Origin of the sequence: Okeania sp. SIO1H4 (genome assembly GCF_010672695.1) — a bacterium.
GTDB lineage: Bacteria > Cyanobacteriota > Cyanobacteriia > Cyanobacteriales > Microcoleaceae > Okeania > Okeania hirsuta.
Genome location: NZ_JAAHGB010000006.1, coordinates 761,927 through 788,710, shown reverse-complemented (window position 1 = coordinate 788,710; position 26,784 = coordinate 761,927). Strand labels below are relative to the sequence as shown.

Genomic DNA, 26,784 nt, shown 5'->3' with positions numbered 1-26,784 from the left:
CTATTTCTTTGAGACAGTAGGGAGAATTAATAGAATGAGGCGCAATAATAAACAGAAAATTATCAGCTTTTATGATGCCATCATCAATTTGATTTTGAAAGTCTACTCCCAGAGGAATATCATTTTGGTCAAACCAGATTTTTAGACCATTTTCTGTGAGTTTTTCATAGAGTTTTGTAGCAAAAGATTTACTGTCGGCACGTCCGTAAGAGATGAAGGCATTGTAATATTCTGACATGGTTTTATGGATTGGTAATTAAATTTTTGGAATGGGAATTTTTATCCCTAATTCATTAATTAGAGCTTGCAAGTCTTGCTTAAACAAGTATTGACGTGAGCTATTGCTGCCATCACCATCACAATGTAATTTTGATTTTTCCTTAAATAATTCTTTGCTAATAGGCCATAATACTCACTAATTTTTTTTCAGTGGCTTTGGCAAATTCTAGAATATTATGTGTCCTGTACAAATCTAACCCTTCTCTACATCAAACTGCCTAGTCATTGTGACAAATTTTAATATTACTTTAATTTGTGATACTTTGAGACCAATTTCCTGTCAAAATAGTAGTGGTTTCCTAATTAAAGAGATAATTATCTATGCAAATTCAAACACCAGAGTGGGTAAAACACGCCGTATTTTACCAAATTTTTCCAGACCGTTTTGCCAAAGGTCAACCACCTACCCAAACCAGAAAAGGTATAGACAAAGGTTATTATCCTTCTACCCTAGAACCTTGGGATGAACCTCCTACTCCCCAAGGTTACAAAGGTGGCAACCTCTGGGGTGTCATCGAACAACTTGACTATATTCAAGACCTGGGTGTCACTGCTATTTATTTCACTCCTATTTTTCAATCAGCTTGTAACCATCGCTATCATACCCATGACTATTACCGAGTCGATCCAATTTTAGGAGGTAATGAAGCTTTAAGAGTATTGATAGATGCTGCTCACGATCGCAATATAAAAGTTGTTCTGGATGGAGTTTTCAACCACGCTAGTCGCGGTTTCTATTTCTTCAACGATATCTTGGAAAACGGTCCCCACTCACCCTGGTTACATTGGTTCAAAATAGAAGACTGGCCTCTTTCTGCTTACGATGGCAGTTTACCTGCAAACTATGTCGGGTGGGTAGGCAACCGTGCTTTACCTGTATTCAATCACGATAACCCCGAAGTGAAAGAATACATTATGGAAATTGGGGAATATTGGTTAGAGTTTGGCATTGATGGTTGGCGGTTGGATGTGCCATTTGAAGTTAAGACTCCTGGGTTTTGGCAAGAATTTCGCGATCGCGTCAAAGCTATTAACCCAGAAGCGTATATTGTGGGTGAAGTCTGGAGTGACTGCGTGCAATGGTTAGATGGTACTCAGTTTGATGGGGTGATGAATTATTTGTTTACTGGTCCAACTATTGCTTTTACAGCGGGCGATCGTGTAGATATTGACCAAGTTAAAGGTTGTGACTATTCAGCTTACCCAGCTATATCTGCTGTTGAATATGGTCAAAAAATGCAGGAGTTGCTGCAACTCTATCCTTGGGAAATTGAACTAACTCAACTGAATTTATTAGACAGTCACGATACAGCTCGAGTTTTGAATATTGCTCAAGGAGATCAAGTAAGTGTTGAGTTAGCTACTCTGTTGTTAATGACTTTTCCTGGCGCACCTAGTATTTATTATGGTGATGAAGTAGGTTTACCAGGGAAGTTAGACCCTGACTCTCGTCGTGGTTTTCCTGCTACGGAAAAATGGGATAATCAAGTTTTGGAATATCATAAACAGTTGATTGCTATTAGAAATAAATATTCTGCTTTGCGTACGGGTAGTTATAAGGTTTTATTTGCTGAGGGAAATGTGTATGTATTTGCCCGTATGTTAGGAGATGAGGAAATTATTGTGGTTATTAATAGTGGTACAGAAGCAGCAAATGTAAATGTTTCTGTTACTCAGTTTAATTCTCGACCTAGTAAAATTGTTTATGGTAGTTGTGAAATTTCCTGGCAAGAAGAATCTACTCAATTAGAATTGAATTTACTACCTAGAAAAGGCTGTATTTTCGTTAATAATTAATTGTATTATATCATGTTTGGTTGAAGACTTACACCTTGGAGGAAGGAAGGCAGAAGGCAGAAGGGAAGAAAAGGTTAGAAGGGATAAAGTTTTTTGGTCGCGTGAGCGTAACGGAGTTCTATCACTGATTATCCGTTAGCGTAGCTCCCCCGGAGGGGGAACATGATATTATAGATTCATAAAAGTAGTTAATTATTTTCTTTTTTTAAGAAATTATTTGTCAACAAAAGATCGAGTAGGATGTGTGACAGTACGCTGACCATTTATCGAATAATGGTCGGTTTGACTGTCATTCACCGCATGCTGAATGATCAACTAATTAAAGTAATTGATGAACAGAAAAATTTTCATTATGACCGAAAAAATTTTGTCTCAAGTTTCCCCTTTTAAGGGGATAAAAAGCGTTTGAGACAAAAGCATTACGCATTCACCAATCCCAAATTTTCTATATATTCTTCGATAATTTGATGCTTGGCTTTAGTATGAGGGTCTATTGTAGGAAGCTCACTGCCATCAGCACCTCATTTTGCTTTCGAGTTACTCATTATTGCTTTTCTCCAGAAATAAAATTACTATTAGGAAAGTAATATAAGTATTGTGCTTATATACGCTTGGATATTCAAATTATTCTATCAATTTTATACAACAATGAAAATTGCTACTAAACTCACTCAAGAACAGGCGCAAAAACTTGCCTTTATCCAGGAAAAAAATCAACAAAGCACAGATGAAATTTTACTATCTGCTCTAGAGTATTACTATCAATAACTTTTGAATACTTCTGAAAACCATCTGGAAAAATTTAGTAAACTGGACTTTATTGGTTGTAGTGAAGCTGAACCTAATCTTGCTGAAAACAGTGAATTAATTTTGATAAAAAGTAATAGATAATCAAGAATAATTACTTAATAAATCTATCACTAATTATCTCTAATAAAATCAAGAATATAATTAGCAGTAACTTGTGACTTTTCCAAGTGAGGAACATGACCGCAATTAGGAATCCAAATCAGTTGAGAATTAGCGATCGCGCCCTCCAATTTACCAGCATCACTAGTACCTAAAATCCGGTCATTTTCTCCCCACAAAATCAATGTTTGCTGTTGTAGAGAAGGCAATTTTTGTTTGAAATTACCATACCCACCACTCTTAGTAAAAGAAATTAAAGCTTGATTCCAACCAGGCATTTCTAGATGTAATCTGGCACAAATATTAGCATCTAAAGTCGCAAAACTTTTATCAAAATAAGCACTACGACTAATATTTGCTCGAACCTGGGGACGACGCAAAAATTCTGTGGCGAAATAGTCAAGTGGAGGAAAAATAAACTTACTAATAATCGGATTATTTTGCATTCCAGCACTATCAATTAATACCAATTTTTTCACAACTTCCGGGTAAGTCAGAGTAAAATCAATAGCAGCAGCACCACCCATAGAAGCACCTACTAAAATAACAGGTTGGTTAATTAAACTTTTCCAAAAATAATAAAGATGAGTAGCGATCGCTTTTGGATTAATTTTTAAATTGGCTAATCTATCTGTAAAACCAAATCCCAATAAGTCAACAGCAAAAGTTTGATTTTGAGCAGCAAGTAATGGCAAAAGACGACGATATTCAAAAATAGAACTATCAAAACCGTGCAGTAATAAAATCGGGGTATTACCTTCACCTTGAGAGACAAAACTTGTATTAATTGCTTGAGAATTCAGAGGAGTAGAAATTGACTTATACTGAATATTTTGAGCAAAAGAAACAGATTTAGATTCAGTCAAACTTTCAGTTAATTTTGGTAAAAAATCAGGATACATTGGCGCTTAAAAAGGGAATAGGGAATAGGGAATAGGGAATAGGGAACAGTAAAGGAAGGAAAACAGGGTTAAAGATTAGCAAACACAAGGATATAGTGTATATGAGCTACAGATATTAACAATTCAATGCCTGTAGTGCGGGCATCTTGCCCGCTATAGCATCTTGCCCGTGATGGGTGTAGTTCATCAAAGTGGAATCTGCTGTATCAGGACTTATGGATGAAGTACGAAAAACTAGGAGCTGAGATTGCTTTCCGTTCCGGACTGCTCCGCAAACCCTGTCGGTCGCAATGACAAAAATATGTTAAAGGCAATCAATTAATAGCTGATAGCTGATAGCTGAATGCTTACCTAAGACTAAGATATGAGATTGCTTTCCGTTCCGGACTGCTCCGCAAACCCTATCGGTCGCAATGACGAAAATACATTAAAGGCAATGAATTAATAAATGAATTAATAGCTGATAGCTGATAGCTGACCGCTGAATGCTTATCTAATTACTCAATTCAATATTTACCTCATTAAGAATTCTACGCTTAAGTTCAACAGACTCAGAGCGAGGTAATAAATCAAAAACTTCTCTAAAAGCATCATCTACTTTTTCAAAAGCAACTTGACCTTTAGCATTTAAAACAACTTTTCCTTCTTGGTCAATTAAAACAGTTTGAGGTACAAATCCTTCATAATAATAAGCTGATTGTGTAGAATCATCAGTTATAGGAGTAACAATAGCATCCACATTAACAGGAATAAAACTTGCTGCACGACCATAGAATGCTTGAAGTTGAGAAACTACAGTAGAAAATTGTTTACAATCTTTACTATCATCTAGAAAAAATACTAATAGGGCAGGTTTAGAACTTTTGAGAGATTCTTTTAATGTTACTCTAGCAGGTACAAGAGAACCATTACCCGCATAAAGGGCAAAAATATTACCATCAAATCTATCATCATTTAGACTTGCTAAAGCAGTGGGTGTAGCTATTAGCATTAATAAAAATATTGCTAATAAAAAACTCAATAAAGTAGAGAGAATCTTTTGCCATGAAAATTGTTGTATTGGATTTAGCATAATTTAAAAAGGTTGTAGATTTTAAGTTTAATTAATTGGGAGTTACGCACTGACAATATACAGCAGATTTCGGGCAAATGATGTACAAGATGAATGGTGAAAATATTGCAGTGCGGGCATCTTGCCCGCTTCGGAGTGTATCTCAGAACCACGGAAAGTGCTGTATATAGGGTTTCGCTCAGTTACGCTAACACTAACACACCCTACTGGACTGACACAGCTAATTTTATGCATTAGATTATTGGTGCGGGGGCGGGTTTACCAGGTCGTGGGTAAAACCATTAACTTAACGCCGAACCCGCCCCTACTGGACTGACACAGCTAATTTTATGCATTAGATTATTGGTGCGGGGGCGGGTTTACCAGGTCGTGGGTAAAACCATTAACTTAACGCCGAACCCGCCCCTACTGGACTGACACAGCTAATTTTATGCATTAGATTATTGGTGCGGGGGCGGGTTTACCAGGTCGTGGGTAAAACCATTAACTTAACGCCGAACCCGCCCCTACTGGACTGACACAGCTAATTTTATGCAATTAGATTATTGGTGCGGGGGCGGGTTTACAAGGTCGTGAGTAAAACCATTAACTTAACGCCGAACCCGCCCCTACTGGACTGACACAGCTAATTTTATGCAATTAGATTATTGGTGCGGGGGCGGGTTTACAAGGTCGTGAGTAAAACCATTAACTTAACGCCGAACCCGCCCCTACAGACGCTTGACCCCTTACATATCACAAATTTCTAAATCATCCTTCACCTTGGGATGAGTAATAAAATAATCTTGAAGCCAATCACAAGAACCTTTCAACAAATCATTTAATCCTTTCACGCGCCACAACTGTAAATTATTATCCACCAAAGTTGCCACATATTTACCATCCAAACTTAAAGCCTTAGCATTCTCAAATTGAGCTAATTGACGTCCAGTAATATCCCAAATTCTTACCATTCCATCTTTGCCCATACTAGCCACCTGCTCCCCATCAGCACTAAAAGTCAAATTATTCACACTACCTATATTGCCCTTCAGATCAGCAATTTGATTCCCCGAAAAATCCCAAATTTTGACTACCCCATTGCTATCTCCCGTCACTATGTACTTTCCAGATGGACTAAAAGCCATACTCTCGACCCAACTTGAAAGAATTTTCAATTCTGACACAAGCTGAAAAGAACTATCCCAGATTTTGGCAATACCATCCTCTCCAGCAGTACCAATATATTGTCCGTCTGGACTAAAAACCACATCCAACACACGACCATTATGCCCTTTTGACTCAGCCAACTGTTGACCAGAATTATTCCAGATGCGGGCAACACCATCTTCTCCCACCGTTGCTAAACGTTGCCCATCTGGGCTAAAACCAATTTGCTTTGCTCTGCCCTTTTTACCTTTTAGCTCTATCAACTCTTCTCCTGAAATCTTCCAAATTCTCCCCTGACCACTATCTCCCGCAGTAGCTAGACGTTGACCATCAGGACTAAAACTCATATCCCCAAACATTCCCAGATATCCATTAAATTGAGCTAAAGGTTTTCCCGAAATATCCCAGATGCGGGCAGTACCATCAACTGCTGCTGTTGCTAATTTCTGACTATTAGAACTAAAACTTACTGACCCAAAAATATCGGAGTTTCCCTGAAGAGTTGTCTCGTGATTACCTTCTAGTGACCAAATTCTACCTGTACCATCCTCTCCCAAAGTTAATAGTCGTTGTCCATCAGCGTTAAAGTTAACTTCCCAAACCCTGCCTTGATGTCCTCTAAGATTGGCTAACAAATTACCATTATTGTTCCAAATTTTCACACTGCCGTCACTACCTGCTGTAGCTAAACGTTCACCATCTGGACTAAAACTAACACTGGTGACAATTCCTTGATGTCCAGGAAGTTTTGATAATACTTGGCCTGAAGTATCCCAGATCGCGACTGATCCATCTTCTCCTGCTGTAGCCAAACTTTTGCCATCCGGACTAAAGCTAACATTCCAGATCCCGCCTTCACCTCCCTTAAGTTTGGTTAGTAGTTTACCGGAACTACGTCGCCAAACCCTAATTGTGCCATCCCATCCAGCAGTGGCTAAACGTTGACCATCTGTACTAAATATTACTTTTTCGACGCTACCTTTATGCCCCCTGAGTCTGGCCAACTGTCTTCCGGATCGATTCCAAATTCTCGCAGTCCCATCCCATCCAGCAGTAGCTATATATTTACCATCAGGGCTAAATGTGACATCTAAGATTCGACCTTGATGTTTTTTGAGAGTCGCTATTTTCTTGCCTGATATATTCCAAATTCTTGCAGTGCCATCTTCTCCTGCTGTAGCTATATATTTACCATCAGGACTGAAAGTAATTTGCCAAATTTGACCTTCATGGCCTTTTAGTTCTACTTGCTGCTTACCCAGAAAATCCCAGATTCTAACTGTACTATCATCTCCTGCTGTAGCTAGAATGTTTCCTTCTGGTGAAAATTTAATGTGAGAAACTTTGCCCTGATGTCCTCTTAATTGAGCTACAGACTGACCTGAGTATTTGAGGATTTTGGCTGTACCATCATTGTTAACTGTGGCGAGTAGTTGGCCATCAGGACTCATGGTAATTTTTTTGACGTTGGGAATTTGATTTTTCTCGTGAATATTGTTGAGTATTTGTTGTAAGGCAAATATGGGACTTGTAGCTGGATAATATTGAAGTGGGCGATCGCCTCCAACTAATTCTTTTAGTTCTTTTCCAGCTTGCATTGCTGATAGTAATGCTTCTATTTCTGCAATTTCAAATTTTCTTAAAGCAGTAATTCCTTTGTGTTCTAGTTTTGTACCTTCTTGTGCTTCTTGAAGTTCGTACTGTGCTTTTTCTAGTTGATATTCTGCTCTTTGAAGTTGATTTTGTGTATCTTTAAAAAGTTTAGTTGCCCAACCAACTACTGTCATTGCTGTTATTGAGACTATAACTAAACCCGCCACTCCTAGTTTCAGTTTATTCTGCTGATTTGAAGATGTTTTGACTTTTTTCCGAACTATCTGTTTTTTCTGAACTTTGTTATTAATTTTTTCTGTTGGTTTCTCCTGTTGTTTCTCTAGTAATTTAAGCGGAATATTATTGGGATTATTCTGATTTTTTTGTACTGGTTTCTCCTGTTGTTTCTCTAGTAATTTAAGCGGAATATTATGGAAATTATTCTGATTTTTATGTGCTGTTATTTCCCCTAATTCATGTTGTTGCTGAACCTGAATTTCATTTGAATTATTATTTTTATTATCTTTTTCTTTTGGGTTTAATACCCCGCCGTCTACAGGGTTTTGATAATTAGTTAGGGTTTGAGTCCCTATCCACTTTTTATTCCTTCCTTCTTCCTTCTTCCTTCTTCCTTCTTCATTAGAGAAATCAGATACCATTAGAGATATTTTTTCCCGGTCATTTAATTCTAATATTTGAGGATTAGTTTGAGGAGCAAAATTAGTTACTGTTGGTAAATATTGTTGTACCCATTCCCGATCAAAAATTTCTGCATATATCGGACTGTATACTTCTAAAAAACCATGATTTACTTTCGCTACACCAGACTTCAATAACTCTTTAATTTCCCATTGATGATTAGCGATCGCATCATTTTTAAATTTTTGATTATCTTGACCAGGCGGTCTTAATCTACCATGTTTTAATATTTGTTGATATATTTCTAAATGACTGGTAGATTTCTGTATATTCTTCAGCAAAAGATTTTGTATTTTATTGAAATGAATTGGGTAGTCTTGTGAATCCCAGTTTTCTATAACACAAATTTTTACTAAATCTTCTATTAAAGCTATCTCATTATAATTTTCTTCTCCTCTTCTTTCTCCCAGATAGTCAATCGCTATTTGACACAGTTTTTGCGTTAAAAATGGTTGTCCACCCGACCAATATAATATTTTTTCTATAACTTGTAGTGGCTTTTTAACTATGCCTTTAAATAGCTGCGCTAAATGAGCTACTTCTTCTTTTTTGAAACTATTAAGTTCAATATATCTACATCTATCTATTAAATTATCGGGTATAGTTGTTCCTAACAAAGCAAATGTTAAACGTTGAAATTTTGGATTATTTGTTCTTTGCTCAATACAATAATCAATTAATACCCCTAAACTACTAAAGCCCGAATTAACAACACTCTCATCATTAACTTCATCTATAAAAATTACTATTTTCTCATTTTGAGTATTAACTAACAATACCTCTTCAATAAAAATAAATAATCTTTCATCCCCAGGCAGATATGCCATTTCTTCCCACCATAATTCCGGGAAATGTCGAGGAAATAAAAAAGTCTTCTCTAAAGTTAAAATTATTTGCTCATACCATTCTTCTATAGTCAAAAGTTTATTATTAACTCTAGTCATATCTAAAGCAATACAGATAATATTTTCTGCTTGCAAAAGTTGTATTGTTCTAATTTTTAAACTTGATTTTCCCGTTTGTGGAGAACTTAATACATAACAATATTCACCTTTCTTCAAAGCATTAAATAACTCTTTATCTGCCGAGCGTCTAACATAAGTGGGATGTTCTAATGCTAAATAATTACCTACTTGATAGCTATATTCTTGATTCTTCTGTATTTTCATATTTATCTTGACTATCCTCACTCTAGCAACTGTATCAAATATAAACTTTCAATCCCAATTAACTCAAAATTGCACTTTTATTATTTTATTCAGTTTTGAAAAATGAATTATTATAGAAATCAACATTTGGAGAACAAATTTTTTCCTGGTTTATCTTTAGTTAATTATACTTATAATATGTTTTTAAGAAATATTTATACTTTCTTTGCTTTTACCCTGTAGCTCCACTCAAAAACTCTAGTTATAGCAAAAGGTCATTTCAGGAAGAAGGAAGAAATGGGTGTTGCTTAAATTTAATAATAATTAGACATCTACTCCACGCATAGGTTGGGGAGTATGTGAAGGCCTATTCATAGAGGAATGTTGCAGTTTGTTGGTTTTGATGTATTGGCACCAGAAATTTTATATGCACCTGTTCGGATTACCGATGAGCAGAGAGTGAAAATATTGGAAAATTATGCTGCTCGTCTGAAGGAAATAAGTAAATAATTTGGCATTGATGTTGGTATTTATTAATATACCGTAGGTTGGATAAAACGGCAGTAATACTCAACAAAAAAAACCACATTTGTTTCAGCTACTTTCCCTCAATTCAACCTACAGCTATAACTACAATAAATGTTTTTAGAAGGTCTAACAAAAGCTAGACGTTAAATGTTAGGTTTTGAGGTATAAAAAAGTTTTGACACTTCAATTATTAGACCTATTAAGCAAATTGAAAATCAAATAAATGACAAGACAAAAATCATAAATTTTTCTTTGCCAGAAGTCTCAAAGTAACTTCTAACTACCTATCACCTAACACGAAAAAACCTCTCTCTAAAACTAGATTGCTTCTATATTACTTTCCCCAGTCCTAATTCTCACAATTCTATCTACTGGAGCAATGAAAATCTTACCGTCACCGATCTCACCAGTACGGGAGGCAGCAATAATTTTGTCAACAACCATATCCACCTGGTCTTCTTCAACTACAATTTCAACCTTGAGTTTCTGCAAAAACTCAACTGTATATTCAGAACCACGATACCTTTCAGTTTGACCCTTCTGACGCCCAAAACCTCTGACTTCAGAAACAGTCATACCCACGATACCAGCATTAACGAGAGCAATTTTAACCTCGTCCAGCTTAAAAGGCCGAATAATAGCTTCTACTTTTTTCAAGTTACTCACTCCTTACACTTAATTTTTTAGTTTACTAGTTTATCAGGATGACATCTTTTTAGAACGCAGCCAAGTGGGCCTGATTTGTTAAGAAAAATACATTTACTCAGCAGTTTTTTGAGTAGGCTTCTAAAATCTTAAAAATACCGAAAAAATTACTCTTGTTAGAAAATCTTAAAGTTTTTTATAAATTATGTAAAAAAAGACTTTTTATTACATCTCATTTTTGATTAAAATTATACTTTTAACTATACATAATAGTATCTAGAGAGGAATTGCCTGTGCAATTACAAACTAAAGTTACCCTAAAACGAGCAACGGGTGCTTTTGCACTAATGGATAGTCTCAAGCGTCATGGAGTCAAACACATATTTGGCTATCCCGGGGGTGCAATATTACCAATTTACGACGAACTTTACCGTTCAGAAGCAGCAGGAGACCTAGAACATATTCTAGTCAGACACGAACAAGGAGCGGCTCATGCCGCCGATGGATATGCCCGTGCCACTGGTAAAGTAGGTGTATGCTTTGCTACATCAGGTCCCGGAGCCACAAATTTAGTAACAGGCATAGCTACTGCTCACATGGACTCAATTCCTATGGTAGTAGTTACAGGCCAAGTCGGCCGAAAAATGATTGGTACTGATGCCTTTCAAGAAACAGACATTTATGGCATTACTCTACCAGTTGTTAAACATTCTTATGTTGTCCGAGACCCAAGGGATATGGCCGGAATTATTGCTGAGGCATTCCATATTGCTAGTACAGGTCGTCCTGGCCCAGTCTTGATTGACATTCCCAAAGATGTAGGTTTGGAAGAATTTGACTATGAACCCGTAGAACCAGGTTCCATCAAACTACCTGGATACCGTCCTACTGTCAAAGGCAACCCCCGGCAAATTAACCAAGCAGTAAATTTGATGCTAGAGGCACGCCGTCCTTTACTATATATAGGTGGTGGTGCCATCTCCGCAGATGCTCATGCAGAAATTCAAGAATTAGCAGAACATTTTAATATTCCTGCAACTACTACTTTGATGGGTAAAGGTGCTTTTAACGAACATCATCCCCTATCAGTAGGAATGTTAGGAATGCATGGTACTGCCTATGCTAATTTTGCGGTGAGTGAGTGCGACTTATTAATTGCTGTTGGTTCCCGTTTTGATGACCGGGTAACTGGAAAGTTAGACGAATTTGCTTGTCATGCGAAAGTAATTCATATTGATATTGACCCGGCAGAAGTAGGTAAAAACCGGACTCCTGATGTTCCTATTGTTGGGGATGTACGCCAAGTTTTGATAGACTTGCTGCGTCGTTGTCGAGAAACAGGAGATTTAGTTAATCCCGATCAAACTCAGCCTTGGTTAGAAAAGATTAATCGCTGGAAACAAGATTATCCTTTAGTTGCCCCCCAACATTCAGATAGTATTTCACCCCAAGAGGTAATTAACGAAATCGGCAAAATGGCTCCAGATGCTTACTATACAACTGATGTTGGTCAGCATCAAATGTGGGCTGCTCAATTTCTGAAAAATGGGCCTCGGCAATGGATCTCTAGTGCAGGTTTGGGGACTATGGGTTATGGGATGCCTGCTGCTATGGGGGCAAAGGTGGCACTGCCAAACCGGGAGGTGATTTGTATTGCTGGTGATGCGAGTATTCAAATGAATATTCAGGAGTTGGGGACTCTGGCACAGTATGGCATTAATGTTAAAACTGTAATTATTAATAATGGCTGGCAGGGTATGGTGCGTCAATGGCAAGAGGCATTTTTTGGTGAGCGCTATTCTTCTTCTAATATGGAGGTGGGAATGCCTGATTTTGTGATGTTGGCTCAGGCTTATGGAATTAAAGGTATGATGATTTCTTGTCGGGAGGAGCTGAAAGAGGCGATCGCTCAAATGCTGGCTCACGATGGACCTGTATTGATGGATGTTCGTGTGACTAAGGATGAGAATTGTTATCCAATGATAGCGCCTGGTAAGAATAATGCTCAAATGGTTGGTTTACCTATTCGTAAGCAACTTGAACAAGCTGTGGAGTTCATTACTTGTAGTAATTGTGGGGCACAAAATAGTGTTACTCATAATTTCTGTCCTGAATGTGGCGTTAAATTGTAATTGAGAAGGAAGAGGGAAGAAGGAAGAAGGAAGAGGGAAGAGGGAAGAGGGAAGAGGGAAGAAGAAAAATATTGCTTTGTCTAACAAGGCTTACGCACCAAGCGCCATATCTAGTAGGGGCGAATGGCATTTGCTAAGGCAAAGCTCCGAATTGCGCCCCCTACTGGACTGACACACCTTAAATGGTGCATTAGGGAGTGGGGAAGTGGGGGAGTGGGGGAGTAGGGGAGTAGGGGAGATAAAGACACAAATCTATTGCACAGTTTTAGCTGTGTCAGTCTACTACAGATAGCTTTCAGCAGATTTTTTTTGAGATGCTCTGGTTTGCCTTTGGGTGGCATCTGGTTCTAAAAGTATTCCGGAATAGAAAAATCTCCCGAACAATTATTCCGACTTTATCTGTCTTGCCAAATTTTTCAGCAGATTTTTTTTGAGGGACTATGGTTTGCCTTTGGTTGGCATCTCGTTCCAAAAGTATTGCGGAACAAAAAAATTTCCCGAACAATTCTTCCGATTACTTCAGGAAGAAATAGGGAAGAGGGAAGAGGGAAGAGGGAAAATATTGCTTTGTCTGAGTTTTAAAAAGTATTTCGGAACAGAAAAATTTCCCGAACAATTATTCCGGCTTTATCTGTCTTGCCAAATTTTTCAGCAGATTTTTTTTGAGGGACTATGGTTTGTCTTTGGTTGGCATCTGGTTCTAAAAGTATTGCGGAACAAAAAAATCTCCCGAACAATTATTCCGACTTTATCTGTCTTGCCAAATTTTTCAGCAGATTTTTTTTGAGGCACTGTGGTTTGCCTTTGGGTAGCATCTCGTTCCAAAAGTATTCCGGAACAGAAAAATCTCCCGAACAATTATTCCGACTTTATCTGTCTTGCCAAATTTTTCAGCAGATTTTTTTTGAGGCACTGTGGTTTGCCTTTGGGTAGCATCTCGTTCCAAAAGTATTCCGGAACAGAAAAATCTCCCGAACAATTATTCCGACTTTATCTGTCTTGCCAAATTTTTCAGCAGATTTTTTTTTGAGGCACTGTGGTTTGCCCTTGGGTAGCATCCCGTTCCAAAAGTATTCCGGAACAGAAAAATCTCCCGAACAATTCTTCCGACTACTTTCTCGGTCTTCCCACCCTCCCCACACTTCCCACATTTTGCTTTTTTCAGCAAACTCTAAATATTCTCTGCCAACTCAAATCCTCGTTACAAAAATAACTTCTGACTTCTGACTTCTGACTTCTGACTTCGTTACCCTCCATCTCAATAAATTTTTCCCAGACTTACCAATAATTTCACTATCTATTCCTAACGCCTTCCGGGGTGCAATAGTCGCCAAATAAATTCCCGTCTCAATATCACAAATTCCCCACTTCACCAAATTATTAACCCCAACTAATAAAGGTAAAGTTGTTCCTGATAAAGTTCCATCTTTTAATCTTGCCGTACCATTTTTAACTTCTATTTCTCTAGTATCCCAAGGATAAATTCCATCAGGTAATCCCAAGGGTGATAAAGCATCACTAACCAAAAATATTCCCTGTTGATATTGACTCGCTTTCAACAAAATTTCTATCATTGTTGAACAGACGTGCTGACCATCAGCAATTAAACCACACATAACATCCGAATTTGTAATTGCTGCCCCTAATAAACCTGGTTTTCGATGATGTAAACTCGGCATCGCATTAAAAGCATGAGTCACCATTGAAGCTCCAAGTTTAAAAGCTTTTTCTGCTTCATTTGCTGTGGCTTGAGAATGCCCTAAACTAACTGTAATTCCTAGATTTTTTAAATAGGGAATAACTGTTTCTGTGGAGTCTAATTCTGGAGCTAAAGTAATGATTTTAACTATCTCAGCATACTCTCCCAAAACTTCTTTGACATTTTTGAGCGTTAATGGTAGTAAATATTCTAATGGATGAGCGCCTCGCTTTTCTGGATTGAGAAAAGGACCTTCTAAATGAACACCCCAAATTTTTGCCATTTCTGGGTCTTGAGGTTGTGAGGCCAAATTGTGGAAGATTTGGAGCGATCGCTGAATATTATCTATAGAAGTTGTGACAATAGTGGGCAAAAAAGCATCTATTCCTTGTTGCCATAAATACTGACAAATCTCCTGTATTTTAGTAGTAGAATTTGCATCTACTTCCGGAAAAGCTAAACCTAAAGCACCATTAATTTGTAAATCAAACCCACCGAGAGAAACCCAATCTTGTTGAACATCAATAGTGGCAGATGAGGTATGTAAAAGTTCTTCTGTTTGAGGGATAATTTGTTTAATATTGCCAGTAGAGTCGATTAAAATCTGCTGTAGATTTTGATCACCAGGGACTTTAGCGTTAATAATTCTAGTAGTTAAATTCACGAGCTTAAGTAGGTAGTTCTAAATTAAATGTTCAAAAAAGTTTAGGGGCGGGTTTAACCAAAAGCTTTGACTTCAGTACGGTCGAGTTCTAAAAACCCGCCCTTTAATATTACGTTTATTTATGCTCACCTACTTAAGTTAAAATTTCAAGAAAAATTAGAGTTAGGAAAATATTAGAATCTGTGTTAAACTAGGTGGCAATTTAATAAGATATTTTTGATGAAAAGAAGTGTAGAAAAATGCAGATAAATCAACTTAAATTTTGTACTCTAAGCACTCTACTTTTAAGTGTGACATTTGCTCAAAAAAGTCATGCTGCAACTATGATGCCTCCCATTTTATTTCAAGTGGAGCAGGTATCACAATGGTTCACTGGCTTATTTGATAATACTAAACAGGTTGCTGATAATCCTATGATTCCTCAGATTACAATGTCAAATTGTCCGGTTAAACTTATTGGCAGTGACCTGATGGAAAATACAGAAACTGTTTATTTAGAACAAACAACAGGAGGATTTCCTTTTCGGGTGCGCTTGTATTCTTTTTTTAGTAATAATGACTCTCAAGTTACTATTAGTATTAATCGTTTCCTCAACGAAACTTCTTTATTTGGTTTATGCGATCGCCCTGAATATGAACAGTTTATTAATGCTACAAATTTAGATGATTTTAACTGTGAAGTCAACCTTTCTTTTGTTTCTAATACCTATGTAGGGACTAACGACCCTGAAGGTTGTTCAACGACTTTTCCTGGAGGTACAGTTGTTTCTGATATTGTTATTCAGCCTAATAGTATTGACTCTTTAGATAGTATTTTTGATGGTAATGGTAATCTGTTATTTGGCACACCTATAACCTTTAATCGCATTGAAGCAGTTCCTGAACCGTCGATATTATTCGGGTTATTTATATTAAGTAGTTTAGGATTAGGAAAAGCCTCTAAACATGATTAAAAAAATCTGGTTTCTGGGAATAACGATGAAAGAGTCAGGAGTCAGGAGTCAGGAGTTAGGAGTTAGGAGTCAGGAGTCAGGAGGAAAGAAAGAAGAGGAGGAAAAGGAGAAAGTTTTTTGATCGCTAATTATCCGGACATGATTAGGACTTACGCAGATATGCTATATATAGCGCTCACAACTATTGGACAATAGTTATCATACTCTATACATAGTGCCTTTGCGTAAGTCCTGATGATATTATAAAAATTTTCTTTTCACAAAGGTAGACTACAAAACTTTTGCCCTCTGCCCTCTGCCTTCTGCCTTTAAGCTAAAATCTCTGTATTTTTAATGAAAACTCCTATAAATATGAACCCAATCATCGGAATTATTATGGGCAGTGACTCAGACTTGCCCACAATGAAAGAAGCGATCGCTATCTGTGAAGAATTTGAAGTCCCCTCAGAAGTCGCCATTGTCTCTGCCCACCGCACGCCCCAGAGAATGTTTGAATATGCCCAAACTGCCCATCAAAGAGGATTAAAAGTCATAATTGCCGGAGCGGGTGGTGCAGCACATTTACCAGGGATGGTCGCATCTTTAACGCCACTACCGGTAATTGGTGTCCCTGTACAAACCAGAACATTACAAGGTATAGACTCCCTATACTCTATAGTACAAATGCCAAGAGGAATACCAGTAGCCACAGTAGCGATCGGCAATGCTAAAAATGCTGGTTTATTAGCAATTCAAATATTAGCATCCCACCAACCAGAATTATTAGAACGAGTCCAAAAATATCGTCAGACCCTAGCTGAATCAGTAATGGACAAACAAACTAAATTAGAGGAAATGGGGTACCAGGAATATTTAACACAAATTTAATTAAATTGCAAACATTTGAGAGCAAAAATCTGACAAATAATTGGTATTGTTACAGGCAGAGACTTTTGTGAAAAGACTCAAACAGCTATTGCTACTAAATCAAATAAAAGTAGCAAGAGATACAGAAAATCTATACAAGAATTGATGCGCTATTTTCACTTGTAAACTATTAATTAGTTCTCACAATGAAATCTAAAGTAAAGTTCAAGAACAATAGAACAAAAAAGAAACAGTTATTATCAGCAAGATATAGCAGTTTCTTAGAACCGACAGCACTGATAAACAGGTTAGATCGGACAAGATGGTTTTCCCCTGCGACATTAGCCTGCATACCCCTAGTATTCATAATTATTGCGTTATGGGCAGGAGCTGCCACAGCTCAAGACCAAGAATTAACCCCAGAGTATGTCAAAGGGGTATTAGACTCAATATGGATTTTGGTAGCTTCAATATTTGTGATTTTTATGAATGCTGGTTTCGGAATGTTAGAAACAGGTTTTTGTCGTCATAAAAATGCAGTTAATATTTTAGCAAAAAACCTAATTGTATTTGCCTTAGCTACATTAGTTTATTGGTCTATAGGATTTTCCATAATGTTTGCTGGGGACCATCCCTTCATTGGTGGGGGTGGTTTTTTCCTAACTGGGGAAGCTACTAGCTACGGACTAGACCCATTTCCTTCTGGTTTACCATTGCCTGTATTTTTTCTATTCCAAGCAGCTTTTGCCGCTACGGCAGCCACCATTGTTTCTGGCGCTGTAGCTGAAAGGATTGAATTTAGTGCCTTTTTATTCTTTAGCTTGTTAATCACAGGTATTTCATACCCCATTACCGGACATTGGATCTGGGGTGGTGGTTGGCTAGCTGAAATGGGCTTCGGTGATTTTGCCGGTTCAACAGCAGTCCACTCAGTGGGTGGTTGGGCAGCACTGGTCGGAGCATATATTTTAGGGCCAAGAATGGGCAAATATGATGAGGATGACCAACCGAGAGCTATTCCTGGTCATAATATGGGTTTTGCTACCTTGGGCTGTTTAATTCTGTGGATCGGCTGGTTTGGCTTTAACCCTGGTTCAGAACTAGCAGCAAACGAAAATGTGGCCTATATCGCCGTAACTACAAATTTAGCAGCAGCAGCAGGGGGAGCTACCGCAACTATTACATCTTGGTTGAAAGATGGTAAGCCAGACCTTTCAATGATTATTAACGGCGTTTTAGCTGGACTGGTAGGTATTACAGCAGGTTGTAATGGCGTATCTTATTTAGAGGCAGTAATTATCGGTGCTGTTGCTGGCATCATTGTTGTGTTTTCTGTACCTTTGTTTGACCAGTTGAAAGTTGATGACCCAGTAGGTGCCACATCAGTTCACTTAGTCTGTGGAATCTGGGGTACTTTAGCTGTTGGTATTTTCGTTGAAGATGCTAATATTTTGACTCAGGCCATAGGTATTATCTCTGTAGGATTGTTTACAGTGATTATGAGTACTATCTTCTGGCTGGCTTTGAAAGCTACTACAGGTATTCGTGTCCATGGAGAACAAGAATTTGAAGGCTTGGATATTGCTGAACATGGTATGGAAGCTTATACAGGGTTTATGAAGGAACCTGATGCCCTTGGTACTGGCATAGTGCAAAAACACTAATGGGAAAATTCTAGGTAAAATAGCCATAGCCATAAATCAGTTACTTCAGTATCGGAGACTAATTTAATTCAGCTACGGTGTTTACTTTATCTAAAAATGTTCCAACTTGGGCTTGGTGTTCTTTAGCTGCTAACGGGCTACTGTTATTAACAGTGGCCACTTTAGTTATGAATGACTACAAATTGTCAGAAGAGCCTCAAGCAAATGCTACAATCAACTATGCTACTGATAGGATTAGAACTAATAGACCAAGTCCACTATTTGGGGAAGCGAGGAAAGAGCTTCTGGCTATTGGCAGAAACCATAAATGGACTTATGCACAATGGGTAGAACAGTTACAGCGAGAGGCGATCGCTGCAGCTAAAAATCGTCCTGATCGTCTAACTGTTATGGTGGGAGATTCTTTGAGTCTTTGGTTTCCATCGCAACTTCTCCCTAGAGATAGAACCTGGTTAAATCAAGGAATTTCTGGAGAAACTTCGTCTGGCCTATTGAAGCGACTTTATTTATTTGATAGTACGAGGCCAGAAACAATTTTTGTGATGATTGGTATTAATGATTTAATTCATGGAGAAAGCGATTGGGCGATTTTAGCAAATCAAAGAAGAATTATTAACGAATTACGATACATTCATCCTGGGAGTCAAATAGTTATCCAATCTATTTTACCCCATAGTGGAGAGGCGGCTATCTGGGAAGGTCGCGATTATCTTTTACAACTACCTAATAGTCGCATCAGAAGAATAAATCGTAGCCTAAAAGCGTTAGCTGATGATGAAGGAGCATTTTTTTTAAATCTTCACCCACTATTTACAGACTCTCAAGGTTTTCTCCGAGGGGATCTTAGTACCGATGGTCTGCATCTAAATGATAATGGTTATCAAATTTGGAGTACGGCGATCCAAATGTATAGCAAAATGAGATTAGAAGAACCCCAGTAATATCAAATCCGGTTGAATACTTATCATATATTTGGGGGTGGGGATATGGGGACCAACCCCTAATATCATGTTCGGTTGAATACTTATAAATGACTGTTGTGAGGAGTCAGGAGTCTGGAGGACCGAGTCAGGAGGAAATATTGGAGAAAAAGAACAAATATTCGAGAATAGTATTGATAATTTAAGTATTTGTTTGGTACTGTCGATACCCGGAGTCCTTCAATTTTATCATTTTCTTTGTGGGTTTAATACCCCACCGTCTACAAGGTGTTCAAAATTACTTGGGGTTAGAATCCCCATGTAATTTTCCTCCTGTCTCCTGTCTCCTGTCTCCTGTCTCCTTCTTCAATATAACTGACCCGTCCGAACATGATATAACCCCTCCCAGGATGGGAATATGGGGTTAGGGGGAGATTTAATATTGAAGTGTGGATAGAATTATAAACATATACTGTATAACCGGATTCTATGTAATACCATTTCTCAAAAACTTTTCTACATTTTATTGAGTGGGGGAGTAGGGACGTTGCATGCAACGTTCCTACAGAGTAAACATAAAAATAATTAATATTAACTGAGCTGCTAATTAGCAAAAATGGATTTTGTCTGTATTAATTATTTAATAACCGAAGTTTTACTTAAGTAAAGCATTACTTTTGAGAGTTGGTATAAGTAATTTCAGTTATCAGTTATCAGTACATCTAGCTGAAACAAGAGGCTTGAAATCTGAAATATTCTTTCTCTTGGTCGATTGGATATGGCGTTAGCGGAGTGGCTCTGCAAGAGCAGGTTTCCTAGCCATCCCACCCTACAGGAAGCTCCGAATATCGACCGCTTTTTATACCCTTAAAAGGGGAGATTTTAGGCCATAAATTTTAGGTAAAGAGTTTTTCTATAACATAAGCCTTTTTATGCAAAACTCCATAATTTTAGTTCTCAAAGTGCTTGAATAACTTTCCACTTTTTATATCAAAACACAAATTACCCCCTAAAATGGGGAAGCTTTAAACTGAATTTTTCGGTAACTATTTTTTTTGAATTTGATAGAAATAATTAGCGGTTCACCAGTTTTTGTAATACTTGATTATACTCATATGTGGAATGTGGAATATTCAGAAAATCATACCAATTTTATTTCAGGTATTAGGTAGTTATAAAATCTCCTAAACTAGGAACATATTATATTTATTTCTGCCCATCGACTTACCAGTTTATGTGTAATTTATACCATGTCTGCTTAATTAGAGATCAAAAAATTTTTTTCTCTATCATTCCTGCTTCCTCTTTCCTAGTTCTTGCTCCCTACCCGTAACGCTATAAGTACTAATTGCTATAAGATAAAAGAGATTTATCAAGGGTTGAAAATAATCATGGATACAAAAGCTTTTACCAGAGCACTAAAAAAATCTGAGAATTATAACCGCAAAGGGTTTGGTCATGGGGAAGAAGTTGCCACAGTTATGCAGTCTGTTTATCAAAGTAACTTAATCCAACAAATTAGAGATAATGATTATACCCTACAAAAAGGGGATGTTACTATCAAACTCGCAAAAGCTTTTGGTTTTTGTTGGGGTGTTGAAAGGTCAGTAGCAATAGCTTATGAAACTCGTCAACATTTTCCTAACCAACAAATTTGGATTACTTATGAACTAATTCATAATCCTTCTGTTAATCAAGATATGAGGGATATGAAAGTTAAATTTATCCCTGTAATTGATGGTAAAAAAGATTTTTCTGTAGTTGGAGATAATGATGTTGTAATATTACCTGCTTTTGGTGCAAGTATTCAGGAAATGCAAATATTAAAGGAGAAAAATTGTCAAATTGTTGATACTACTTGCCCTTGGGTTTCTAAAGTTTGGAACAGTGTTGAAAAACACAAAAAGAAAAAATTTACTTCTATTATTCACGGTAAATATAGTCATGCAGAAACTATAGCTACTAGCTCTTTTGCTGATAAATATTTGATAGTTCTGAATAAATCGCAGGCAGAATATATCTGTAATTATATTCTTAATGGTGGCAACCGTGATGAATTTATAGATAAGTTTAAAAATGCTTATTCTGAAGGTTTCGATCCAGATTTAGATTTAGAACAAATTGGTATTGCTAATCAGACTACTATGCTGAAAAGTGAAACTGAGCAAATAGGAAAGTTGCTAGAACGAACAATGATGAAAAAGTACGGACCAGATAAATTAAATGAGCATTATCAAAATTTTAATACTATCTGCGATGCGACTCAAGAAAGACAAGATGCAATGGCAGGTTTATTTGATGAAAAGTTAGATTTAATGGTAGTAATAGGAGGCTTTAATTCTTCTAATACGACTCATTTACAGGAAATGGCAATAGAAAATGGCATTCCTTCCTATCATATTGATGGTGCTAACAGAATTTTATCTGGGAATAGAATTGAACATAAACCTTTAGGAAGTGAGGTAAAAATATCTGAAGGTTGGTTACCTGAAGGTGAGGTAGTTGTGGGTGTGACTTCTGGCGCTTCAACCCCAGATAAAGCTGTTGAAGATACTATTAATAAAATTTTGGCAATGAAGTTGGTTGCTGTGAATTGAATATTGGTTTGTTTTGATTGATAAAATTGAGGGGTAAACTTAATATCACAGTTTCACCCCTACTAGAAAACAATACTGTAGTTTTAATTGATTCTTTGGAGAGTTTTGTCGCTCTCTTACCGAAAAATTGTGGGTATGCGCCTCCCCTTTTAAGGGGATAATAAAGAAAAATTTTCATTATTAGTCAATCCTCTCCTTGAAAAGAAGAGGTAATAATTAATTATTAATTATTAATTATTAATTATTAATTGTTGAACTCAGAAATAGCGATCGCCTGTCCGTCTACTGGACTGAATTGTTAGAAAAAAAGAGAAGGTAGCTGCTATAAGTATACCTAATATTAAATCCGGTTAAACAGCCATAGAATGGTTAAGTTAGGAGTCCTCAGGAGACAACCCACCCCTCGCCCCTCCCCCTCCCAGGAGGGGAAAACAGGAGACAGAATTTTAGAAGAAAATTATAGCTGCCGTGATTGAGTCATCATCAGAGCAAGTATTTATGCGTAAATTTTTTACTCGGAAGATCGATGAACGAAAAAAGTATTGAGATGATTTGCATAGTATAAATACCTACCAAGCTACAGATTCATATACTACTTTTAATGATACGCTCTTGAAGTTCCGAATGTGGGTATAGACTACAGTGGCTAAATTATTCTCCTACTTCTGACTCCCTAAACCAAAATAAATAAGAACTTTAGTTCATCAAGTTGGAAACTGATGTATGTCTAATCTCGTCAAACTCTTAAATTTTACAGCTCACCCACAGTTAGAAAAGTCATTAGGATATAAATCTAACCATCCCTGGGTAGCTTTTCACTGGGAACCAGAAATTGACCAAGTTATGTACAATGACGGTAAAAATATCGGTACTGGTATTAGTGTTGCTTGGCAGATTTTTATTCAGCATCCTCTGGTAAATTCTGAAGTAAAAGATTATCAGTTAAATGAAACTGATAAATATTGGTTAATTTTAGATCGAAAAAATAGAAATCTATATGTAGGAACAGCAAAAATTGTTTCTACTATGTTAGAACAACCAGAAAGTTTAAATTTATTAGCTTGTCTGGATGAAAAAGTCGATCTAGCGTCTGGTAGTAGTCAAAATTTTAATTATTCTCAAAATAAGCGGCTGAGAATAAACTTATTTGACCAAAATATTAAATATTTAATTGTTATAACTGCCAGTGTTTTAATAGCTAGTATTACTTTTGGTAGCTGGTTATTAATTAGGTCAAAATTTCAACAGCAAGCTAATCAAAATGAATTGCCTAGAGGAGTGGTTGATGGGTTTGCCTGTGGTGTTGGAGGCAGTAATAATTTTTCATCTTTTTTTAATACTTCTAATGGAGAGAAGGAGTTACACTTGGTAGGTGTTTATGAGGCACGCTCAGATCATCATGGTGGCTATCATCCCACAGGCACTATTAATGTCAAAATAGAAAGAAAAAATCAGCCTGTCATTTTAGCTCTCTCTTCTTATGAACCTGTACATTGGAATGTTAGTTTGGGTAAAGAAGTTAAATTAGAGAAAGTAATTATTAATGGATATCATGACCAAGAAATTTCTGGTATTTCTGGGATACCTATAGAAGAGTTTAGTTATCAAGGAACAGGTAGCTATATTGGTGAATTTGCCTATCAGTGGGATAAATTTCACCACCATCCTAGTACTGCCTCATTAGTAACTAAGCTTGAACAAATTACTAATACTAATTTAACTTCTTTTCAAGGGTGTTATCGAGGAACAAATTTTACAATTAAATAAAACAATACAGAAGTAGCCAACAAAAACAAAGAAAAAGAAAAGTAAACAAAAAAAATGAGTTCCCAGGGTTAGATTAATATCTGGAAAGTTACAATAATTCTAGTGCAGGATGGCAGAAATAACTGACCAGTTACAAAATCCTAGAACCCTTACCAATCAATACTTTTGACTTTTGACTTTTGACTTTTGACTTCCGCGTAGCGGCACTAGATGTGAATATATTACTAAAATTACAGAATATGATCGGATAGTTGTTTATTTTCCTGTACAACCCCATCTTCAAGATAAACTACTCTATCAGCAGAACTTACTATTCTAGGATCGTGAGTTACCATTAACACTGTACAACCACCTTCTTTCGCAAGACGACGCAGTAACTCAATAACTGTATGACCACTGTGAGAATCTAATGCTGCTGTGGGTTCATCAGCCATGATTACCCTAGGACTTCCACATAGTGCGCGGGCAATAGCTACTCTTTGTTTTTGGCCACCAGATAAATCTCTTGGATGTAGCTTGGCCTGAGGTGCTAGTCCTACTTGCTCTAAAAGTATTTGAGCTTCATGTTTTGCTGCCTTACCTTTAATACCCTTCATATTCAGAGCCACTTCTATATTTTCTGTTGCCGTCAATGCAGGGAACAAATTAAATCCCTGAAAGATAAAGCCAATATTCTTAAGTCTAAACTTGGCTAGTTGGCTTCTGGACATTTTAGTGATTTCTTGTCCCAGGAGACAGACTCTACCAGATGTGGGTGTTAATAATCCTGCTAAGATTGACAGCAAAGTAGTTTTACCAGAACCAGATGGTCCCATCAATAACTGGACATCACCTTTGTTTACTGTCAAGTCAATATTCTTCAGTACCTGGTATGACTGTTTTCCAGATTGGTAGGTCATTGTCAACCCACAAGCCATAATTGCTGATGTGTTCAATTTAGCAATCTCTCTATAAGTGCAGACATCAGTGCTTTTAGTTTTGGTTGCGGCAGCCATGTACATATTGAAAGTGGTCATAGTGTGACTTTATAGTAAGCTAGAGTGTTTCTGGGGTAGAGGAATATACCTCATGGTAATGTTTGCTTATGCAAGCATTATTATACGAATGTCTTTGGTTACCCAATTTTTGGCTTTGGACATAATCATAATTGAATTTCTTTGACACTCTCACAGTTAAATCTCGCGATTATAACGGGAGTTCTCTTTCTAACATTTATGATAGGAAAATTTAAGTTACAAGTCTGTGAGTTATTCAAATATCATGGCCTCTCACCTGAAGAACAACTTTATATATTTTCATCAAATTCTATTTTAGCCTAATCAGCCCTAAAGTAAGAGATAAAATTGAATAGGTAGATACTATTTGCTGAGAATTGAATGAGAATAAATACTTTAAATAGTAAATAGGTAGAGGTAGAAGTTACATATTTTAGTGCTTGAGTATTTTCTTCATTTTTGCCTGACTCAATTTCGGATTATTCAGTGTTTGGCTTCAAACATCAGAGTTATGAATATTGATGGCTCAAGTGCAAGTTATTGGCATAATTTTAGTCTACATCTTTAAGCATAATTATAACCCTGATCTTATGCTTATGGTTCACAAAATTTTTTTTCTCCAGGATGTAATTATTAGTACCCAGGTACGATTATGATTTTGTATTAAAGCGATTAACTAAGTAAAAGTGAAGTGATTCGTATCTATATACATATATACATAACAGGGAATAAAAGCGATCGCTAAATAAATTGTCTTGCTTAAGAAGTCTGTCTCTTCAGACACAAAATAGTTAAACTTGTTGCCAGAGTTGCTGAATAGGTGATGGAAGACGGGAAAGATAAATATTTAGAAAGAAAAAAGGATTTAATTTTTATTTTTGCCAGAGGTATGTGCTGGATTAATAATTTACTTATTATTGGTTTAACTAACTTCAATGTCATATATTTACGAGCTTATAGTAGAAGATTAATTATGGTATAAAACATAGCAGATGTTAATTAAAAATTATGCTTTTTTATAAAGATGAAAAATATTTATTCCAGATAGTTATAGAATATTTAAAAATACAAATAATAGTCATAGAATAGTTAATTGAAAACTTATAACTTATACCAATTTTATTTAAGACTGCACAGAATTAGGTGTTAGGTGGTAGGTCTTAGGTCTTAATACCAATTCACTTAAAAAATGTCACAAATAGTTGGTAACTGATGAAGTAAAATAATAAGCTGAAATTACTGTAGAGTATAGCTTTGGGCGTTGCATAAATGCGGGATGATTTTAATAGTTTTGTGTTTGGGGGCATCTTGCCCGTTCCCCGTTCCTTATATTTTCACCCCAGGCAGGATACCCACCCCACTGATATTCATCCCGCCCCTCAGCAATGCCTAGCTTTGAAGTACCTAAAGTATCACTTCTGACTTTAGTGAAACGGTCTTAGGTCTGATAGTCCTTAGAAGCATAATGGTATACAGCAAAAAGGAATACCAGGCACGGGAGTAAGATGCTCCCACTGCCGTACCTCCTAACAAACGTTGCGGGACAATACACCACCACTTATGCAACGTCCCTACTATTGCCTGCTTTCAAGAAGACGCAGCAAAAATGTGTGATATTTGGTTTTATACCAAGCATGAAAAAAGAATACTTAACTTAAATGACACTTAAATTATTAAGTAATTAATACAGATTGAATAACTTTTTTGATAATTAGCACTCCAGTTATTGTTAATTATTCTTATGTTTACTTCTCCCTGTAGGGACGTTGCATGCAACGTCCCTACCCACTCCCCTACTCCCCCGCTGAAGAAGATGTAGCAAAAAT

At 36.8% G+C, this 26,784-nt stretch carries 21 protein-coding genes; 11 read left to right on the top strand and 10 right to left on the bottom strand.

Translation table 11 applies throughout. The annotated features are described in order from the left end of the window. A partial coding sequence (locus tag F6K06_RS07600; RefSeq protein ID WP_287238927.1) for a toll/interleukin-1 receptor domain-containing protein occupies positions 1–238 on the bottom strand: 238 nt, incomplete at its 3' end. Between the two features lie 362 nt (positions 239–600). On the opposite strand from F6K06_RS07600, the gene F6K06_RS07595 reads away from it, so the two are divergent. Then, positions 601–2,076, top strand: coding sequence for a glycoside hydrolase family 13 protein (locus tag F6K06_RS07595; RefSeq protein WP_124145923.1), 1,476 nt, complete (start codon positions 601–603; stop codon positions 2,074–2,076). A 920-nt stretch (positions 2,077–2,996) separates the two neighbouring features. Here the strand turns inward: F6K06_RS07595 and F6K06_RS07590 are convergent. The 3 genes from F6K06_RS07590 to F6K06_RS07580 form a co-directional block, all read right to left on the bottom strand. Next, positions 2,997–3,887, bottom strand: a complete 891-nt coding sequence (locus F6K06_RS07590) for an alpha/beta fold hydrolase (RefSeq protein ID WP_287238925.1) — start codon at positions 3,885–3,887, stop codon at positions 2,997–2,999. Positions 3,888–4,380: 493 nt separating this feature from the next. Beyond that, positions 4,381–4,959 carry a thylakoid membrane photosystem I accumulation factor gene (locus tag F6K06_RS07585; protein WP_287238923.1) on the bottom strand — a complete coding sequence of 193 codons (579 nt, stop codon included), beginning with the start codon at positions 4,957–4,959 and terminating at the stop codon, positions 4,381–4,383. Positions 4,960–5,687: 728 nt separating this feature from the next. Further along, positions 5,688–9,569, bottom strand: coding sequence for an AAA-like domain-containing protein (locus F6K06_RS07580; protein ID WP_287238921.1), 3,882 nt, complete (start codon positions 9,567–9,569; stop codon positions 5,688–5,690). A 360-nt stretch (positions 9,570–9,929) separates the two neighbouring features. On the opposite strand from F6K06_RS07580, the gene F6K06_RS07575 reads away from it, so the two are divergent. Then, complete coding sequence (locus F6K06_RS07575) at positions 9,930–10,058, top strand: hypothetical protein (RefSeq protein WP_287238920.1); 129 nt, start codon at positions 9,930–9,932, stop codon at positions 10,056–10,058. Positions 10,059–10,394: 336 nt separating this feature from the next. Here F6K06_RS07575 and F6K06_RS07570 read toward each other — a convergent pair whose 3' ends face one another. Beyond that, positions 10,395–10,733, bottom strand: a complete 339-nt coding sequence (locus F6K06_RS07570; RefSeq protein WP_287238918.1) for a P-II family nitrogen regulator — start codon at positions 10,731–10,733, stop codon at positions 10,395–10,397. 281 nt (positions 10,734–11,014) lie between these two features. On the opposite strand from F6K06_RS07570, the gene ilvB reads away from it, so the two are divergent. Further along, complete coding sequence (gene ilvB / locus F6K06_RS07565; protein ID WP_124145917.1) at positions 11,015–12,853, top strand: biosynthetic-type acetolactate synthase large subunit; 1,839 nt, start codon at positions 11,015–11,017, stop codon at positions 12,851–12,853. Between the two features lie 110 nt (positions 12,854–12,963). On the opposite strand, the gene F6K06_RS07560 is transcribed toward ilvB, so the two are convergent. The 3 genes from F6K06_RS07560 to nagA all read right to left on the bottom strand — a co-directional run bounded on the left by F6K06_RS07560 (position 12,964) and on the right by nagA (position 15,216). Continuing rightward, positions 12,964–13,194, bottom strand: coding sequence for a hypothetical protein (locus F6K06_RS07560; protein ID WP_287308817.1), 231 nt, complete (start codon positions 13,192–13,194; stop codon positions 12,964–12,966). 549 nt (positions 13,195–13,743) lie between these two features. Continuing rightward, positions 13,744–14,004 (bottom strand): hypothetical protein, encoded by a 261-nt coding sequence (locus tag F6K06_RS07555; protein WP_124154563.1) that lies wholly within the window; start codon positions 14,002–14,004, stop codon positions 13,744–13,746. A 39-nt stretch (positions 14,005–14,043) separates the two neighbouring features. Next, the gene (gene nagA / locus F6K06_RS07550) at positions 14,044–15,216 is read right to left on the bottom strand and encodes an N-acetylglucosamine-6-phosphate deacetylase (protein WP_124145916.1); all 1,173 of its coding nucleotides are present in this window, start codon (positions 15,214–15,216) and stop codon (positions 14,044–14,046) included. Between the two features lie 239 nt (positions 15,217–15,455). Here nagA and F6K06_RS07545 point away from each other — a divergent pair, with 239 nt between their 5' ends. The 5 genes from F6K06_RS07545 to F6K06_RS07525 all read left to right on the top strand — a co-directional run bounded on the left by F6K06_RS07545 (position 15,456) and on the right by F6K06_RS07525 (position 19,620). Beyond that, entirely contained in the window at positions 15,456–16,169 is a 714-nt protein-coding gene (locus F6K06_RS07545) for a chromophore lyase CpcT/CpeT (RefSeq protein WP_287238915.1), read from the top strand. Further along, on the top strand, positions 16,162–16,290 hold the full coding sequence (locus F6K06_RS07540) for a hypothetical protein (RefSeq protein WP_275670404.1): 129 nt from the start codon (positions 16,162–16,164) through the stop codon (positions 16,288–16,290). Before F6K06_RS07545 ends, F6K06_RS07540 begins: the two co-directional genes overlap by 8 nt. Before the next feature lie 230 nt (positions 16,291–16,520). Continuing rightward, on the top strand, positions 16,521–17,036 hold the full coding sequence (gene purE, locus F6K06_RS07535; RefSeq protein ID WP_124145914.1) for a 5-(carboxyamino)imidazole ribonucleotide mutase: 516 nt from the start codon (positions 16,521–16,523) through the stop codon (positions 17,034–17,036). A gap of 185 nt (positions 17,037–17,221) precedes the next feature. Beyond that, the gene (locus tag F6K06_RS07530; protein WP_124145913.1) at positions 17,222–18,679 is read left to right on the top strand and encodes an ammonium transporter; all 1,458 of its coding nucleotides are present in this window, start codon (positions 17,222–17,224) and stop codon (positions 18,677–18,679) included. Between the two features lie 77 nt (positions 18,680–18,756). Then, positions 18,757–19,620: an SGNH/GDSL hydrolase family protein gene (locus F6K06_RS07525; RefSeq protein ID WP_240039061.1), complete on the top strand. Its 864-nt coding sequence runs from the start codon at positions 18,757–18,759 to the stop codon at positions 19,618–19,620. Positions 19,621–19,907: 287 nt separating this feature from the next. Here the strand turns inward: F6K06_RS07525 and F6K06_RS07520 are convergent, their stop codons facing one another. Further along, a complete protein-coding gene (locus F6K06_RS07520; protein WP_124145912.1) occupies positions 19,908–20,213 on the bottom strand; it encodes a hypothetical protein in 306 nt (101 codons plus the stop codon). Between the two features lie 777 nt (positions 20,214–20,990). Here F6K06_RS07520 and F6K06_RS07515 point away from each other — a divergent pair. Together F6K06_RS07515 and F6K06_RS07510 are read left to right on the top strand one after the other, a co-directional pair. Then, positions 20,991–22,196, top strand: coding sequence for a 4-hydroxy-3-methylbut-2-enyl diphosphate reductase (locus tag F6K06_RS07515; protein WP_124145911.1), 1,206 nt, complete (start codon positions 20,991–20,993; stop codon positions 22,194–22,196). A gap of 723 nt (positions 22,197–22,919) precedes the next feature. Next, the gene (locus F6K06_RS07510; RefSeq protein WP_124145910.1) at positions 22,920–23,963 is read left to right on the top strand and encodes a hypothetical protein; all 1,044 of its coding nucleotides are present in this window, start codon (positions 22,920–22,922) and stop codon (positions 23,961–23,963) included. Positions 23,964–24,193: 230 nt separating this feature from the next. On the opposite strand, the gene F6K06_RS07505 is transcribed toward F6K06_RS07510, so the two are convergent. After that, complete coding sequence (locus tag F6K06_RS07505) at positions 24,194–24,880, bottom strand: ABC transporter ATP-binding protein (RefSeq protein WP_240039063.1); 687 nt, start codon at positions 24,878–24,880, stop codon at positions 24,194–24,196. 901 nt (positions 24,881–25,781) lie between these two features. Here F6K06_RS07505 and F6K06_RS07500 point away from each other — a divergent pair. After that, on the top strand, positions 25,782–25,940 hold the full coding sequence (locus tag F6K06_RS07500) for a hypothetical protein (protein WP_161564613.1): 159 nt from the start codon (positions 25,782–25,784) through the stop codon (positions 25,938–25,940). Positions 25,941–26,784: the final 844 nt, after the last annotated feature.